The organism is Sulfitobacter sp. M13 (genome assembly GCF_053474885.1).
Window position 1 is genome coordinate 461050 of record NZ_CM130281.1, and the last position, 14156, is coordinate 475205.

Genomic DNA, 14156 nt, shown 5'->3' on the forward strand with positions numbered 1-14156 from the left:
ACCTATTGGTAGCTGTTTTGGGTCTGGCCCTTGCGAGCTGTGGTACGGTTTACCGAACACCTAAAGTTGTAGAGGGCGCAGCAGGCGGCACCAACGTACGCGTGCTGAACCTGACCGCTGAAACCGTCATTCAGGCGAATAGATCTGCCTATGCGCCGCAAAGCCTGCCGGCTGTCTTTTCGCGTACCGCCGGAAGCGGTTCCGGCCTGCGCGGGACCGGGGCGCTGCCATCGCCCACGCTTGAGGTTCAAACGCGGCCTAACGCGCTTGAGCTGCGGTTGCCCCCCGCAAATGATCCTGGCCCCTATGAAATTGGCGTCGGTGATGTGGTGCTGCTGGCCACGCCACGTGCTGCGGGATCGGTTGAACAACTGTCCGGGCTGCTGGCCGCGCAAAACTCGCGCCAAGGGTATACCGTGCAGGACGACGGGTCGATCAACATTCCCGACGTGGGCCGCGTGCGCATCGCCGGTCTGACCATCGAGGACGCCGAGGCTGCCTTGTTCCAGCGTCTGGTCGAGAACCAGATTGACCCGACGTTCAGCCTCGAGATTTCCGAATTCAATTCGCGGCGTGTGTCTATCGGCGGTGCTGTGTCGCAGCCCACGGTTGTGCCGGTGACGTTGACACCGCTGTATCTGGAAGAGGCTTTGGCCGCTGCAGGCGGGATCACGGTCGAAGATCAGGACTATGCCTCGATCCGTCTGTACCGCGATGGCACGCTGTACCAGATCCCGCTGTCGCAGCTCTATTCCAGCGCCAGCCTGACCAAGACGCGCCTGCTGCCCGGCGATGCGATTTTCGTTGATACGGCATATGAACTGGTCCGAGCGCAGGAATATTTTGCCCAACAGATCACCTTGGTTCAAGCGCGTCAGGCGGCACGTGCCTCTGCATTGCAAGAGCTGCAGCTTGAGGTGTCCCTGCGGCGCGAAAATCTGGACGAAGCGCGGGATAACTACAAAGCCCGCATAGAGCTTGGTGCTGACGACCGCGACTATGTTTATCTGGCAGGTGAGGTCGGGACGCAGTCGCGCTTTGCGCTGCCGTATGAACGCAAAGCAAGTCTGGCCGATGCATTGTACGATGCAGGCGGCGTGGCGTCGTCGACCGGTGATGTGTCGCAAGTCTATGTCCTGCGCGCATCGTCTGATCCGCGCGAGCTGGGGGCGATTACGGCATGGCATCTTGATGCTCGTAATGCGGCGAACTTTGCCCTGGCTCCGAAGTTCGAGCTGCGCCCCGATGACATCATCTTTATCGCGCAGCAGCCCGTTACCAAATGGAGCCGCGCTGTGTCGCAAATTCTGCCACAGGTCCTGAGCGTGGGTAACGCCGTCAGCAACTGATTTAACCACGATTGATTAGCAAGGGCCGGGCAGAAATGTCCGGCCTTTTGCGTTGTGGGGCTGGATGGCCGGATGGGTTCTGAGGTCGTCGAGGTCTCCGTAAATTGAACCAATCAGTGCCCTATTTCAGCCACATCGCCTGATTACCCCTAAAGAGGTCAACTATTCAGGCGGTGTGAAATGTATCTTTCTGTTGTTATTCCTTGCATGAACGAGGAAGCCTCGATCCCGGGTTTGGTGACGCGGCTGACGCAGGCCATCGCGCCTTGGAAAGACCGAGCAGAGATTATCCTCGTCGATGACGGATCCACAGACGCCACATGGAAAGCGATCGAGGTCGCCCAAGCAAGCTGTGCGCAGTTGGTGGGGGTCAAACTGTCTGCCAATCGTGGCCACCAGATCGCGCTGACTGCGGGGCTCGAGGCCGCGCAGGGTGAACGTATCTTCATGCTGGATGCCGATCTGCAAGACCCGCCCGAGTTGCTGGTGGATATGATGTTCATGATGGATCGCGGATTTGACGTGGTTTATGGCCGGCGCAGCGAGCGTCAGGGCGAGACGATGTTCAAAAAGGCCACGGCGCATCTGTTCTACCGTTTCCTGAATGCCATGTCTGATGTGCCGATTCCTCAGGATACCGGCGATTTCCGTCTGGTGAACCGCCGGTCGCTCGACGCTGTTCTGGCGATGCCTGAAAAGGCCCGTTTCATCCGCGGCATGTTTGCTTGGGCAGGGTTCAAGCAGGTTGGGATTGAATATATCCGTGCTCCACGGGCTTTGGGTGAGACCAAATACCCGTTCCGCGCGATGATGCGCTTTGCCATCGACGCGATGACCGCCTTTTCGACGAAGCCGCTTAAGCTCGCGACACGTCTGTCCTTCGTCAGCCTGCTGATGGCGACGTTGATGGCAGTCTATGTCATTTACTCGTTGATCGTTTACCAGACCGCGCCCGGTTGGGCCTCGGTGGTGCTGGCAATCAGCTTCTTCTCGGGGGCGCAGCTTTTGACGCTGGGAATTCTGGGTGAATACATCGGTCGCCTTTACGTCGAAGCCAAGGATCGGCCGCTGTACTTCGTGAGCGACGATACCCGCGATATGGTCCCTGACGTGAAAAGGTTGCGCGCATAATGCCTATTTTAGACTATAAATGTACCCGTTTCGCCATCGTTGGGGCTGTGACTGCAGTGTCCTATGTGGTGATGTATCCGGCGTTTCTGGCGGCGGGGCTGCCGCAGGTAGAGGCGAATGCGGCAGCATTTTTTCTAGCTATCGTACTGCAATATATCGGGCACGCGCTGTTCACTTTTGAACGCCGATTGGTCGATCGCAGCCAGATCACCAAGTTTGCCATTATGACTGGCTGCGGCTTTGTGATCTCAGCGCTTGTGACGGGCCCTTTCGCGCAGGAAGCCGATGTACCTGCCTGGGCTGCCGCGCTGGCCGTTGCGCTATACCTGCCTGTGCAGAACTTCATCTTGATGACCCTATGGGTGTTCGCCCTGCCGCATCCCAAGAAGGAGTGCACATCGTGAGCCATATCTATAGGGATACGTTTTTCGACTACATCAACCAAAGCGCGCGCGCGTCGGCCAAGCCGTTTGTGTCGTTGTTGTTCCCATTGCTCAAGCCATCTTCGGTTATTGATCTGGGCAGCGGGCGCGGCGTTTGGATGGATGAATGGCGCAAAGGCGGCGCGGATGACGTGCTTGCCGTTGATGGGGACTATGTCGATCGGGCGCAGTTTGTGGTCGCGCGGCTGTATGACGGCGGCGGTCGGGGAGCGGTCGGCTATGCGGGCTGATGCAGAACGGGTACAGCTTGCGCCAGTGTTCTGGATCACGCTGGCGGCGGCCTTTCTGTTGACGGGGCAAAACCTGTTGGACCCGATGATCCGCCATGATGACTATCCTGCCTTTTTCGGCGATGCGCCTGTGTTCTGGAACAAGACGCTGCACGAGGGACGGTGGCTGAATTATATCTGGCACCTGCGCGAGGTCGTGACGCCCGCGTGGTTGAATTTTGCCCTGTATCAGAGCCTATGGGCGGGCTTCGTGGCAGCGCTTGCGGTGACCACAATAGGGCCGGACGCGTCGCGGTGGTTCACGGTAGTTCTGGCCCTGCTCATGCTGGTTTGCCCGTCCGAGATGCTGATTTCGCTTTGGTTCAACACGCTGATACCAGGGCTGGCCGTTGTGACGCTGTTTGCGGTGTTGGCGTGCTATCTCTCTAGTGCGCAGTTGCGCAGGTTGTTGCCGCTGTTCGTGATCATCAGCTTTATGGCCTATACCACCTATCCGCTGTTGCTGCTGGCAGTGTGTATTTCCCGCACGCGGGACCGTTCAGTGCGCGATCTTGCGGGATTACTGGTGCTGTTCTGCGCCAGTTTTGTCGTGGCGGTCCTGACTGTTTATACGTTGAACTGGCAGGTGCATGGTGTGTTTGGCGTGCCCGTGGCTGATTGGCGTGAGCCGACTGCCGGGCACGGGCTTGGCGGGATGGTCGCGAACCTTCCGAAACTGGGGGAGAGCCTGATGCTTTTCCTGAACCGCACAGGCATCGGGTATCCGCCGTTGATCGGCTTTATTCCCTTTCTGTATATTCTGGCGCTGAATGTGCTGCGCAAACGCGCGCCGCTTGAGGCGCTTTATCTCGGGGCTGGCTTGGCCATCGGTCTGGCGCTGGTGGTGGCTCAGGCGCTGAAGCTTGGTGTGATCGTACCGCCGCGGGCGTTCATCTTTTTCTGGGTATTTTTTGCGCTGACCACCGTACGTGCCGTCCAGCTGCTGAGCGAGGATGAGGGTCTATATGGTAGGTTAGGGCGTAATGCGTTGCTGCTGATCATCGGCGTTTGGTTTATCCAGCTGTTTCTGTCCTATGGTCAGGCGAATGCTTGGCGCAGTGATACAAAGACCTGGGCGCAGGAGGTGCAGGCGACCGAAGGGCCGGTCTATATCTTTGGCGATCCATCGAAAATCGCCTCGGGGGTGAAGGCGGGTATACAATCCTACAAAGCGCTGCCCTCGCGGTTGAAACAGCTGACCGGCAAAACTGCTGTCGCCTGTGTCGAAGCGCCAAAGGACTGCCCTACACGGCCCGAAGTTATAGCAAGCGAGGCTGAAGTGCATTTGCTGCGCGAGGGCGACGCGTTGCTGATGGTATTTACCCCAAAGCCATCGAAAGACGCTGAGGACTAATCGCTAAAAATGCTGTCCATATGGTCGGCAAGATAGATGCGCAGCCAGGGTGTGAAGTGTTCTGGCGTCTCGCGGGTCTTGCGGGCCAGTTCGGTCAGATCGATCCAGGCGGTGTCCATCACCTCTGCGGGGTTGGGGGTAACATCGGTCAGCGCGACAGCTTCGGCGACATAGATTTCTACCAGTTCGTGTTCAGTCAGGCCATTGCCCACGTCAGCGCGGTATTCGACCTGATCGCGATGCTCTAGCCGAAGCCCTGTGATCCCCAGCTCTTCGTCCAGCCGTCGTTTGGCGCAGGTGAGGGCCGGTTCGTCCCAGAATGGGTGCGTGCAGCAGGCGTTCGCCCAAAGGCCGGGGGTGTGATATTTCCCAAGCGCCCGACGTTGGATCAGCGTTTCGTGTCCGCGCATCACAAATACCGAAATCGCCTTGTGACGCAGGCCGCGCTCATGGACTTCCAGCTTTTCGACCGGAGAGAGCCTTCCGTTGACCCAGGCAGGGATCATCGTGGTCATGTGGCTGCCCTGTTCTGGTCGTGTCGTGGTGGTGTCATATCCGCTGTTCTGGTCCTTGCGGCCAGTTGGCCGATCCATGTTAGGCAAGTGTCTAGCGGGTCGAGCGCGAAATGTCAGCCGCTGGATACACAATGGCGCTATGAACCCCTGAGCGGCACCGCCAGCGTCTTGGGGCGCACCCACCACAGGTGTCGCCGGGTCCGTTAATGGCCTCGTGACTGGACCCGGCACATCACTCAACGGTTTCATAGGCAAACCAGGGGGCCGTGCGGTGGTGCAGGGTGTTGTTAACCGACATGCCGCAGGGTGTGGCTTGATCGAGTTTATCTAAACCGGAGCCGCTATATGACCGATACGTCCCCCGTCCTTGCCCTGCCGTATATCCAGCCGTCACAGGCCCAAAAGCATGTGACCCATAACGAGGCGTTGCGATTGCTGGATGCTGTAGTTCAACTGGCTGTGCAGTCCTATACCCAGCACATTCCCCCTTCGACAGCATCGGAGGGGGACCGGTTTCTTGTGGCGGCAGATGGTCAGGCAGACTGGGCCGGGCATGACCACGAGATAGCGGTTTTTGTGGATGGTGCTTGGCAGTTCATCGCACCTTTGCCCGGTTGGGTGGCGCTTGTCAGTCCGAGCCAAGCCCATGTTGTGTACGACGGGGCGCGCTGGGCCGTGCCGGGGCTAAGCGATGTGCCGCAATTGGGAGTGGGCGCGTCCCCCGACGGGACTAACCGGCTCGTTGTGGCGTCTGATGCGGTGCTTTTCAACCATGCCGGTGCCGGACATCAGGTCAAGATTAACAAAGCGGCGGCGGGTGATACCGCCAGTCTGTTGTTCCAGACATCATTCGGCGGGCGTGCGGAATTGGGGACAGCGGGAAGCGATGATTTCACGTTCAAGGTGAGCGCGGATGGTATCGGCTGGGCTGAAGCCTTGCGGATAGACGCGGCGACGGGGCGGGTGACGGCCCCTGTTTCGGGCTGGCGCGAGATGCTGACCGGTCCGCGCACTTACTACGTAGATCCGCTGCTGGGAGGTGATACCCAGAACGGGCAGACTGCTGGGCAGGGTGCCTTTGCGACGCTGGCCCGTGCGGTGACGGAAGTAGCGCGTGCCGACGGTGGCGGGCATCTGGTGACGGTGCAGCTTGCCGATGGCGTCTATGATCTGGGCGCTGTGCCGGTTGGGATAAGGACAGTTTTGGGCGGCGGCGGTGTCGAGATTATTGGTAATGTCAGCGACCCTGATGCTGTGACGGTGACCTCCTCAGGGGCTGCGATTGAGCTGGTCACGGGATGGCTGAAGTTGCTTGGGGTTAGGCTGGAGACGTCCGGCACCGAGCCGACACTCCGCGTCTTGTCCGGTGGCGTGTTGCAGGTCGATCAGGTCACCTTTGGCACTGCCGGCGGGCATATTGACCTCGTGGGCGGGCGGCTAGAAGGGGGCGGTTCTTACGCGATCGACGGCGGCGCGGCCTATCACTTGCGGCTGTCGCAGGGGGCAGTGCTTGAGGGCGGTATTCAGGCTCTAACCTTGGCCAATACGCCAGAATTCGCCACCGCCTTTGCGATCTGCACGATGGCGGGGCAGGCGGATTTTAGCGGGCATAGTTTCGCGGGGACGGCCACGGGAAAGCGCTTTGATGTGGCGACCCAGGGCGTGATCCAAAGTGGCAGTATTGTGCTGCCTGGGGATACGGCGGGCAGCGTTCAAAGCGGCGGTATTTATGTTTAAGCGCGTAAACCCCGAAAATTGTATGAAAGAACCATAATGCCGCCCTAAATCCTGAAGCGACTGTTAAGACTTCCAGCGCATCTTTGTCCCCACAACACCTATGAGGGGACGAAATGATGGAGCTTGACCACTTAACCACTTTGCCCGGCCGGTCGGATCTGGCGCTGACGGGGGTGACGGATATGGCCGTTGTGCAGTCCTCTGGCGGGTCGGTTTTATACACAACCTCGCGTTTTGGGGGCGGTGATTTACTGGCCTATCGTATAGATGACGCAGGGGGGCTAAGGTTTCTGGACAGTCGGCCCATTGGCGGGGAGACACGGGCTGGTGTCACCAGCAAGCTTGAAGTTGTTGAGGGGGCACTGCTGCTAACGGGTACGGAAAATGCCGCGCTAACCCGGATAGGTTTGACCGGTGATGGCCGGTTTGCGGAGGTGTCCACCGTGACCGGGGGGGATGTGCCAGCGCAACTGCTTGGGACCGAAATGCTGGACGCCAACGGCCAAAGCTATTTGTACGGTCTGGTGCGCGGGGCTGACAGTATCGGGACATGGCGTATGAACGATGACGGAACCCTTTCGCGGATTTCAAGCGAAAGCGGTACCGGATCAGAGGCAGGTCTAACCGGATTGAGCGTCGGACATGCGAACGGCACACCCTATCTTCTGGCGGCGTCGGCCCAAGATAACGCATTGATTTCCTACAAAATTGATCGAAACGGCGTCCCCCAAGAGGTTTCCCGCATCGCGGCGGAGCAGGGCGTGGGGATCGGTGTGCCGACGGCGACAGCATTTGTCGAAGCTGGAGGGCAGGGATTTGCGGTATTGGCCGCTGCGGGGAGCTCATCTCTCAGCGTCGCTAAGCTATCGCCGGATGGTTCGTTAACCTTAACCGATCATGTCCTCGATACACGGGCGACGCGATTTGGCGGGGTACATATGATTGAAACAGCGGCGCACAATGGCCGCGCCTACCTCGCGGCTGCGGGTGGGGACGATGGCGTCTCGGTGTTCGAGCTGTTGGCCGACGGACGGTTGCTGCATCTTGTTTCGATTGAAGACACGGAGGACAGCACGCTCGATGCTGTTTCGGCCATTAACTTTTCAGTCATGGGTGATGTGCTGCATCTTGCCGTCGCGTCTGGGGCAGAAGCGGGATTAAGCGTTTTTGCGGTCGATATCTCGAACCGTGTCGATGCAGAAGTTGGGACCGGGCAGGGGGATACGATTAGCGGCGGTTCGGGGGATGATATGTTGTCCGGCGGGGCGGGAGCGGACCAAATATCGGGACGTGAGGGCGACGATATTTTGCGTGACGGTGGGGGCGCAGACGCGCTGACTGGCGGTGCTGGTCGCGATAGGTTTGTTCTGTCCTCAGATGGTACTATAGATACAATTGTTGATTTCGATATCAAGCAGGACAGCATCGATCTTTCCGGATGGCCGTTTCTGCGGCATGCTTCGCAGCTGTCGGTTGTCTCTACTCATGACGGTGCCGTTCTGTCCTTCGGTGACGAACAATTGGTGATTAAAACGTCGAACGGTCAATCCCTTAGCCCCAGCGACATTCAATCCCTGGATGTGGTCGGGCAGTCGCGTTTCATGCCCAATTGGATCCTGCCAGAAGAGCCTGACACGTCAACCTCGCCAGCCGCGCCAATCCCATTGGTGCTGGTCGGGACGCCCCAGTCAGATAATCTGGTGGGCGAGGGTGCAAACGATTATATCAGCGGGCGCGGGTCGGGGGACCGTTTGAGCGGGGGGGGCGGCAACGACACACTCTTAGGCGAAGGCGGAGCCGATATGATTTATGGCAACGCCGGCAGCGACCTGATCGACGGGGGTACCGAGGCGGATCAGATCTGGGGGGGCATCGGGTGGGATACCATCCGAGGCGGCGACGGCAATGACACGCTGACTGGCGGGGACGGATATGATGCGCTAGGTGGTGGGGACGGGAACGACACGCTAACCGGAAACAACGGTGCAGATAAGATCTATGGCGACAGCGGCGACGACCATTTGATCGGTGGCTTGAACGCGGACAGCCTGTGGGGTGGGGCCGGCAAGGACCGACTAGAGGGGAGCGCGGGCGCGGATCACCTGTTCGGCGGTGGTGGAAATGACCAGATATTTGGAAATGCCGGCGCTGATGTGCTGCAAGGCGACAGCGGGAATGACCGTCTGGCCGGTGGGATCAATAATGATACGGTTAACGGTGGGTCAGGAAACGATACGCTGTCGGGCGACAATGGGTCAGACCTGGTCATAGGAGGCGATGGCGATGATCTGCTGAAGGGCAACGCTGGTCGTGATACACTCGATGGAGGCGCGGGCAATGATGTCCTGTCGGGCGGAATTGGCGCGGACGCATTTATTTACGGGTCGGGCCAAGATACAATTTTAAGCTTCCAGCCCGGAATTGATACACTCGCGTTGGACTCAGCTTTGTGGGGGGGGGGCAGTGTTACCCTGACACTGCTTCAATCATATGCCAGCCAAAGCGATGGCGGGCATATCGCTTTAGACTTCGGCAGTGGAAAGACGCTTGACCTAATGGGTGTAGCGGACCTTTCTGATTTAAAAGGAGATTTCGAGACCTTTTAGAGAGCTCCGCGTGCGGTCCTTTAGCGTTCTAATATGTCACGGTGATAGCGCCTGAGGAGCATTAGCCCGAACAAGCCCAAAAGTGCTGATATGGCATAAACGTATGATACGGAGACATAGGGGGCGTCATAATTGGGGTAGAAACCGGCCCTCACGCGCCCCACGATATGAACAAGAGGATTATACCATAGCCACCCGCGATAGGGTTCAGGCACCGTGCTATAGACGAAAATGACCCCAGAAAGCAGCAAAAGCGGTCGCGTGAAGATCGCGTAGATGCGTTGCCAAATCTGGAACATAGACATCATGAAGCAGTTGAATACGCCAAGGCCAAACGACAAGGCGGCGATCAACCCCAAACCCGACGCAATTTGTGAAAGGTTCAATGCTGCCCGTGTGTCGAAGTGCAATATAACACCAGCTAAAACGATAAATGCCACAAGAAGCTGCGTTAGGAAATTCAGGATAAACCTACCCAAAATAGCATCTATAAAGGTCACCCGCGGGTAGGCGAGTAACTGTTTCGAATAATTAATGGCCTGCGCAACCTTATTGCTGAGGTCAACAAACATTAGAAAAGGCAACAAACCGGTCGCATAGAAAAGTGGAAAATTGACGCCGATCGGAGGAGACCGAAAACCGATTGAAAAGATGACCGTCAGAAGGGCGATCCCCAGAACCGGTTCAGCCAGGGCCCAAAGGTATCCCCCCGGCGACCTGCCGTAGCTCGTTCCAATCTCACGTAAAATGAGCGCGATAACGATGCGGGGCGTTGCAAAATGCATAACCCGTCTATGGCGGAATTCAGATTTCATTAAGCCGCACCCTGACAGGCACCGTTGATGTGCCATCTGGCCGGGGTCGCTGATTTGAAACGGTCCAAGATAAATTCATACTGCGGAGAGAAGGCACGGCGAAATTGATCTTTTAATATCTCGGGCAACATAGCGTGACGCCCGGTGTTACTGTGAAGGCCTGCTTTGGGTGTCAGCGGCGCTATTTTGAGAAATGTACATATATCTCGCATAGTGCGCGCATGAAAAAGATTTTCGTAAAAGACGTACTTGATCCGGTGGCGAGGTATAGCTGCCTCAAGTTCTAATATTGTGCGACGATAATTTGCCCGCTCTAGGTTGGCCAATCGATTGCTATCGATCAGATGCTGAGCCCGTACCTCACAGGCATGTTGGAAGTCACTGAACTGGGAATGGTCTGAACTGACTGCCATCCTGATCTGAGACCACATACGGTCGATCGGATCTCTCATGATAAAAATAAAGGAAGCCTGCCCGAGCTTGCCCATCTCAGCAAACTCCCTAGCATCAAGAATCGCATAGGCTGGGGTAATATCGCAGATAACCCGTTGACCGGTGAACCCTTGTAGGAGGTAGGTCAGATACGCCCCATGCTCACCCTCATCATCGGTGTATATTGACAAAAGATCCGTCAATTCCGCCAAAACTTTGAGCCGTCTTCTGTTTTTTGCACCGTGTTCCGAAATCAGTTCCTTCGCCAAAGTTTTGACTGCGTTGATGCGAAGATTAAAGACCTGTTCTGCTTTTCCAGAGATTACATCAAAATAATGCAGTTCCTTATTGCGCGAAAAGTGTATCTCATTGCTAGTTCGCAGCATCTCATAGAGCCATGTCGTCCCGGCTTTTTGTGCGCCGATGCAATACGCGAGCTTTGTGGTTTCGGGCAGGAAGGGTGGGGCCATATGCTACGCCTTGGGATCAAGTCATCACTTGGCTGTACTGTATTTATAATGTGCTACCGCATCGTTAATGTCATCAAAGTATGTAAGCTTACCCGCTTCAAGCACCGCACCTGCAGTGCATAGTTCGCGCAGCATCCCGTTGGAGTGGCTCACAAAAACCGCGCCTGCTGTGGTAAGGCGGTCCATAAGAATTTGTCGGCTTTTCTGTTTGAAACTGGCATCACCTACCGCAGTAATTTCATCAATAAGATATGTGTCAAATTTGAGCCCCATGGACACACCAAAAGCTAAACGCGATTTCATACCAGCGGAATACGTGCGAAAAGGCAGATGGAAATGAATATCTAGGTCTGAGAAGTCTGCAACGTAATTGATCAATGCTGATGTGTCTGCCCCATAGATCCTCGCTACAAAACGCGTGTTTTGTGCCCCCGTCATGTCGGGATGGAACGACCCCGCAAAGCCAACGGGGAATGAAATACGTCCTTTGGTGAGCACATCGCCGGACGTCGGATCGGCGGAGCCTGCGATAAGTTTAAGAAGCGTCGATTTTCCCGCTCCATTTCGGCCCAGCAATCCCACCGATATTCCGCTCGGGAAAACTGCGTTCATACAGGAAGCGACGGTTTTTTGACGGCCATGCAACTTATAGATTTTGGTTAAATTTCGAAGGACAATCATAGGTGCAACTAGCGTCGATCACGTAGCGAGTACACAATCATCATAATTAATGCCCATAACGTGAAGCTAGTGATGAATGTCATTCCTAATAAGAACGGGCGGTTGGGAAGCGCCGCTGTTTCTGACAGCGTTGGAGGAATGTGTGCCGCCAAATATTTGGATTTTCTCCGCGCCTCCGCAACTGCCGCGTCGTAGGAGGCCCGTGCGGCTAGGTAGGCCTGTTCTGAGAACCCTAAATCTACTTTTAGGCTCTCGAACTGCCCGAATAGTTCGGCAAATCCGGCGGGGCGCTGGGCGTTTTGCCCATAGTTCAATTTTTCGCGCTCTTGAGAGATGCGGTCTGCGATAATCTGGCGCCTTCGCTCTGCTTGTTTGAGGCGGGGATCCGTATTGGTACTAGTTTGACTTAGCATATCTAAACTGATCAGCGTTTCTGTCATTTCCGCTTCTAGGGATGACAGAAGCCCAGTTTGGATTTGAAGAGGTGAATCCGGGCTAACTATTTGATTTTTATTTCTAAAATCTGATAGGTCCCGCCGGGTGTGCTCAAGGCGCTGTGCCGCGAGATCCAAACCTTCACCCGCGTGCTTGGTCGTGTCCTCGCGTGCAATGGCCGAGAGTTGGTGAATCAGATTGGAGCTTTCTTTAAATATTTCAGTCGCGATGGCCTGCGCGTCTGCTGGAGTGAAGGCTTGAACCCTGAGGCTAATCAATCCGCTGCTGTTATCGCTATAAACACTGACCATGCGCCCCCAGTATTTTGTCAGATCTTCGATCGTGCCGGGGGAATGGTAGCCGAAAACCGGGTCCAGTTCCGTGACAGAAGATGACCAAATATGGCGTAAATTCAGCGTCTTATCTATTCGTGAAACGAGCTCTTGGCTTCTTATGAACTGATAGAGCATTTCCTCGTAGTCGGCTCCGTTTCCTGTTAGGTTCGCCACCCCACCCAGAAGTTCTACTGCCGAGCTCATATCTTCGCTATGAACTGAAAAGCCCGACGCAGAGGTGTAGCGGTCCGCGGCGCGTTCCCAGAGGTACCAGGAAGCTATTAGGCTAGACCCTAAAACCCCGAGCACAAAACTCAGAAACGCAAGGCGATGCCGCAGTTGAAGGCGTGCGTTCGGAACAGGCGCAGCAATGTTAGGGGGCGGTAGGGTCAGTACGTTCGGTTGGGCAGTCGTATCAATTCTGTTTCTCTGTGTCTTAATTGCGCGCACTTTTCTCCGGCGCTGCTCTTCTATACGTGCGAGCGCCTTTTCGCGCTCTTGAAGCTTTCGTTGCTTGAGGCGCGCGTGTGTCGGTGGATCTTTCGCTGACTGTGCGATTGATTGATTCATGACAACTGTAATAATCGAATAGTCCTCATGATTTATTAATCGCCGTGAGCTATTTCAAAGAAAGACGTTTAAATTTTATAGGAATATGGAATGAAGGAACCGCATGTTCATATTTTAATGGGAACAAAAAATGCGGGTGTATTCCTTGCGGATCAATTGGCGTCGATTCGCCGCCAAGAGCATCGCGGTTGGAGCCTTTGGATCAGCGATGACAGTTCGACCGATAGCACGTGGGAGGGGCTTTTAGACTTTCAATCCAACACACCTGATTATGACATTCGCCTACTTAAGGGCCCGAATACTGGAGTGGCTGGAAATTATTTTTATTTGTTGGGTCAAAAGGAGTTAGCAGGGCAATGGGTTGCTTTCTGCGATCAGGATGATGTCTGGATGCCGCATAAAATCTCGCGTGCCGTGGAGCTCTTAAAACATCGTGAGAACTCAGATGTCTATAGTAGTAGAAGTTTTTACGTCGACGCTAGGATGTCGGGTCTTGGTGTGTCCCCCAATTTCATGCGGCCCTGTAATTTCGGAAACGCAATTGTTCAGAACTGCCTTAGGGGAAATACGATTGTCTGTCCGCCTGGCGTGACAGATTATCTTCGTAGCATTTTATTTACTTCGGCGAGTGCTGAAATTCCTTTTCACGATTGGTGGATGTATCAGGCAATTACAGGAGCGGGGTTTGGTGTAATCCACGACGAGAAGCCCAGTATATTTTATCGACAACACGATGCAAACGTGATGGGTGCGCCGGTCGGCCATCTAAGACATCGGCTGACTCGCATCGTGGATGGTACATTTGCGAATTGGATAGATGCCAACGCGTCGGCGATGCTTCGATTGAGCCCCGTCTTAGATGCGGGGGCTCGGGAGAAATTGCTTAGATTTCAGGAGTGGAGGACCAAATGTAATACACGTGGTCGGACACCTTTGAACTCTATGGGCATCTACAGGCAGAGCTATTCTGGCAATATTGCCTTAAGCTTGCTCGCGCGGTGTGGACGGCTTTAA

General features: G+C 55.7%; 13 protein-coding genes. 8 read left to right on the forward strand and 5 right to left on the reverse strand.

What is annotated here, in order from left to right; genetic code table 11:
* Window positions 1-104: 104 nt before the first annotated feature.
* From ACVBAU_RS02155 to ACVBAU_RS02175, 5 genes are all read left to right on the forward strand, one after another.
* Complete coding sequence (locus ACVBAU_RS02155; protein ID WP_448328882.1) at window positions 105-1349, forward strand: polysaccharide biosynthesis/export family protein; 1245 nt, start codon at window positions 105-107, stop codon at window positions 1347-1349.
* A gap of 180 nt (window positions 1350-1529) precedes the next feature.
* Entirely contained in the window at window positions 1530-2480 is a 951-nt protein-coding gene (locus tag ACVBAU_RS02160; RefSeq protein ID WP_448327623.1) for a glycosyltransferase family 2 protein, read from the forward strand.
* Window positions 2480-2884: a GtrA family protein gene (locus ACVBAU_RS02165; protein WP_448327625.1), complete on the forward strand. Its 405-nt coding sequence runs from the start codon at window positions 2480-2482 to the stop codon at window positions 2882-2884. Before ACVBAU_RS02160 ends, ACVBAU_RS02165 begins: the two co-directional genes overlap by 1 nt.
* Window positions 2881-3153: a hypothetical protein gene (locus ACVBAU_RS02170; protein ID WP_448327627.1), complete on the forward strand. Its 273-nt coding sequence runs from the start codon at window positions 2881-2883 to the stop codon at window positions 3151-3153. Before ACVBAU_RS02165 ends, ACVBAU_RS02170 begins: the two co-directional genes overlap by 4 nt.
* Complete coding sequence (locus ACVBAU_RS02175) at window positions 3143-4546, forward strand: hypothetical protein (protein WP_448327629.1); 1404 nt, start codon at window positions 3143-3145, stop codon at window positions 4544-4546. The genes ACVBAU_RS02170 and ACVBAU_RS02175 overlap by 11 nt, the downstream gene beginning before the upstream one ends.
* On the opposite strand, the gene idi is transcribed toward ACVBAU_RS02175, so the two are convergent.
* On the reverse strand, window positions 4543-5061 hold the full coding sequence (idi, locus tag ACVBAU_RS02180; protein WP_138925209.1) for an isopentenyl-diphosphate Delta-isomerase: 519 nt from the start codon (window positions 5059-5061) through the stop codon (window positions 4543-4545). The genes ACVBAU_RS02175 and idi overlap by 4 nt on opposite strands.
* 345 nt (window positions 5062-5406) lie before the next feature.
* On the opposite strand from idi, the gene ACVBAU_RS02185 reads away from it, so the two are divergent.
* Both ACVBAU_RS02185 and ACVBAU_RS02190 read left to right on the forward strand, forming a co-directional pair.
* On the forward strand, window positions 5407-6798 hold the full coding sequence (locus ACVBAU_RS02185; protein ID WP_448327630.1) for a DUF2793 domain-containing protein: 1392 nt from the start codon (window positions 5407-5409) through the stop codon (window positions 6796-6798).
* Window positions 6799-6911: 113 nt separating this feature from the next.
* Window positions 6912-9404 carry a calcium-binding protein gene (locus tag ACVBAU_RS02190; protein WP_448327632.1) on the forward strand — a complete coding sequence of 831 codons (2493 nt, stop codon included), beginning with the start codon at window positions 6912-6914 and terminating at the stop codon, window positions 9402-9404.
* Window positions 9405-9424: 20 nt separating this feature from the next.
* Here ACVBAU_RS02190 and ACVBAU_RS02195 read toward each other — a convergent pair whose 3' ends face one another.
* The 4 genes from ACVBAU_RS02195 to ACVBAU_RS02210 are packed head-to-tail and all read right to left on the reverse strand — an operon-like array spanning window position 9425 to window position 13142.
* The gene (locus tag ACVBAU_RS02195; protein ID WP_254700467.1) at window positions 9425-10219 is read right to left on the reverse strand and encodes an ABC transporter permease; all 795 of its coding nucleotides are present in this window, start codon (window positions 10217-10219) and stop codon (window positions 9425-9427) included.
* Window positions 10219-11121 carry a sulfotransferase gene (locus ACVBAU_RS02200; protein ID WP_448327634.1) on the reverse strand — a complete coding sequence of 301 codons (903 nt, stop codon included), beginning with the start codon at window positions 11119-11121 and terminating at the stop codon, window positions 10219-10221. Before ACVBAU_RS02200 ends, ACVBAU_RS02195 begins: the two co-directional genes overlap by 1 nt.
* 24 nt (window positions 11122-11145) lie before the next feature.
* Complete coding sequence (locus tag ACVBAU_RS02205) at window positions 11146-11802, reverse strand: ABC transporter ATP-binding protein (protein WP_448327636.1); 657 nt, start codon at window positions 11800-11802, stop codon at window positions 11146-11148.
* 8 nt (window positions 11803-11810) lie between these two features.
* On the reverse strand, window positions 11811-13142 hold the full coding sequence (locus tag ACVBAU_RS02210; RefSeq protein WP_254700466.1) for a capsule biosynthesis protein: 1332 nt from the start codon (window positions 13140-13142) through the stop codon (window positions 11811-11813).
* Window positions 13143-13232: 90 nt separating this feature from the next.
* Between ACVBAU_RS02210 and ACVBAU_RS02215 the strand changes: the two genes are divergently transcribed.
* Complete coding sequence (locus ACVBAU_RS02215; RefSeq protein WP_448327637.1) at window positions 13233-14156, forward strand: glycosyltransferase; 924 nt, start codon at window positions 13233-13235, stop codon at window positions 14154-14156.

Excerpts from the sequence above, each read along its gene's own strand:
- idi (WP_138925209.1), bottom strand. The coding sequence starts at position 5,061 with ATGACCACGATGATCCCTGCCTGGGTCAACGGAAGGCTCTCTCCGGTC.
- ACVBAU_RS02165 (WP_448327625.1), top strand. The coding sequence starts at position 2,480 with ATGCCTATTTTAGACTATAAATGTACCCGTTTCGCCATCGTTGGGGCT.
- ACVBAU_RS02185 (WP_448327630.1), top strand. The coding sequence starts at position 5,407 with ATGACCGATACGTCCCCCGTCCTTGCCCTGCCGTATATCCAGCCGTCA.
- ACVBAU_RS02205 (WP_448327636.1), bottom strand. The coding sequence starts at position 11,802 with ATGATTGTCCTTCGAAATTTAACCAAAATCTATAAGTTGCATGGCCGT.
- ACVBAU_RS02195 (WP_254700467.1), bottom strand. The coding sequence starts at position 10,219 with ATGAAATCTGAATTCCGCCATAGACGGGTTATGCATTTTGCAACGCCC.
- ACVBAU_RS02160 (WP_448327623.1), top strand. The coding sequence starts at position 1,530 with ATGTATCTTTCTGTTGTTATTCCTTGCATGAACGAGGAAGCCTCGATC.
- ACVBAU_RS02190 (WP_448327632.1), top strand. The coding sequence starts at position 6,912 with ATGATGGAGCTTGACCACTTAACCACTTTGCCCGGCCGGTCGGATCTG.
- ACVBAU_RS02210 (WP_254700466.1), bottom strand. The coding sequence starts at position 13,142 with ATGAATCAATCAATCGCACAGTCAGCGAAAGATCCACCGACACACGCG.
- ACVBAU_RS02215 (WP_448327637.1), top strand. The coding sequence starts at position 13,233 with ATGAAGGAACCGCATGTTCATATTTTAATGGGAACAAAAAATGCGGGT.
- ACVBAU_RS02200 (WP_448327634.1), bottom strand. The coding sequence starts at position 11,121 with ATGGCCCCACCCTTCCTGCCCGAAACCACAAAGCTCGCGTATTGCATC.
- ACVBAU_RS02175 (WP_448327629.1), top strand. The coding sequence starts at position 3,143 with ATGCGGGCTGATGCAGAACGGGTACAGCTTGCGCCAGTGTTCTGGATC.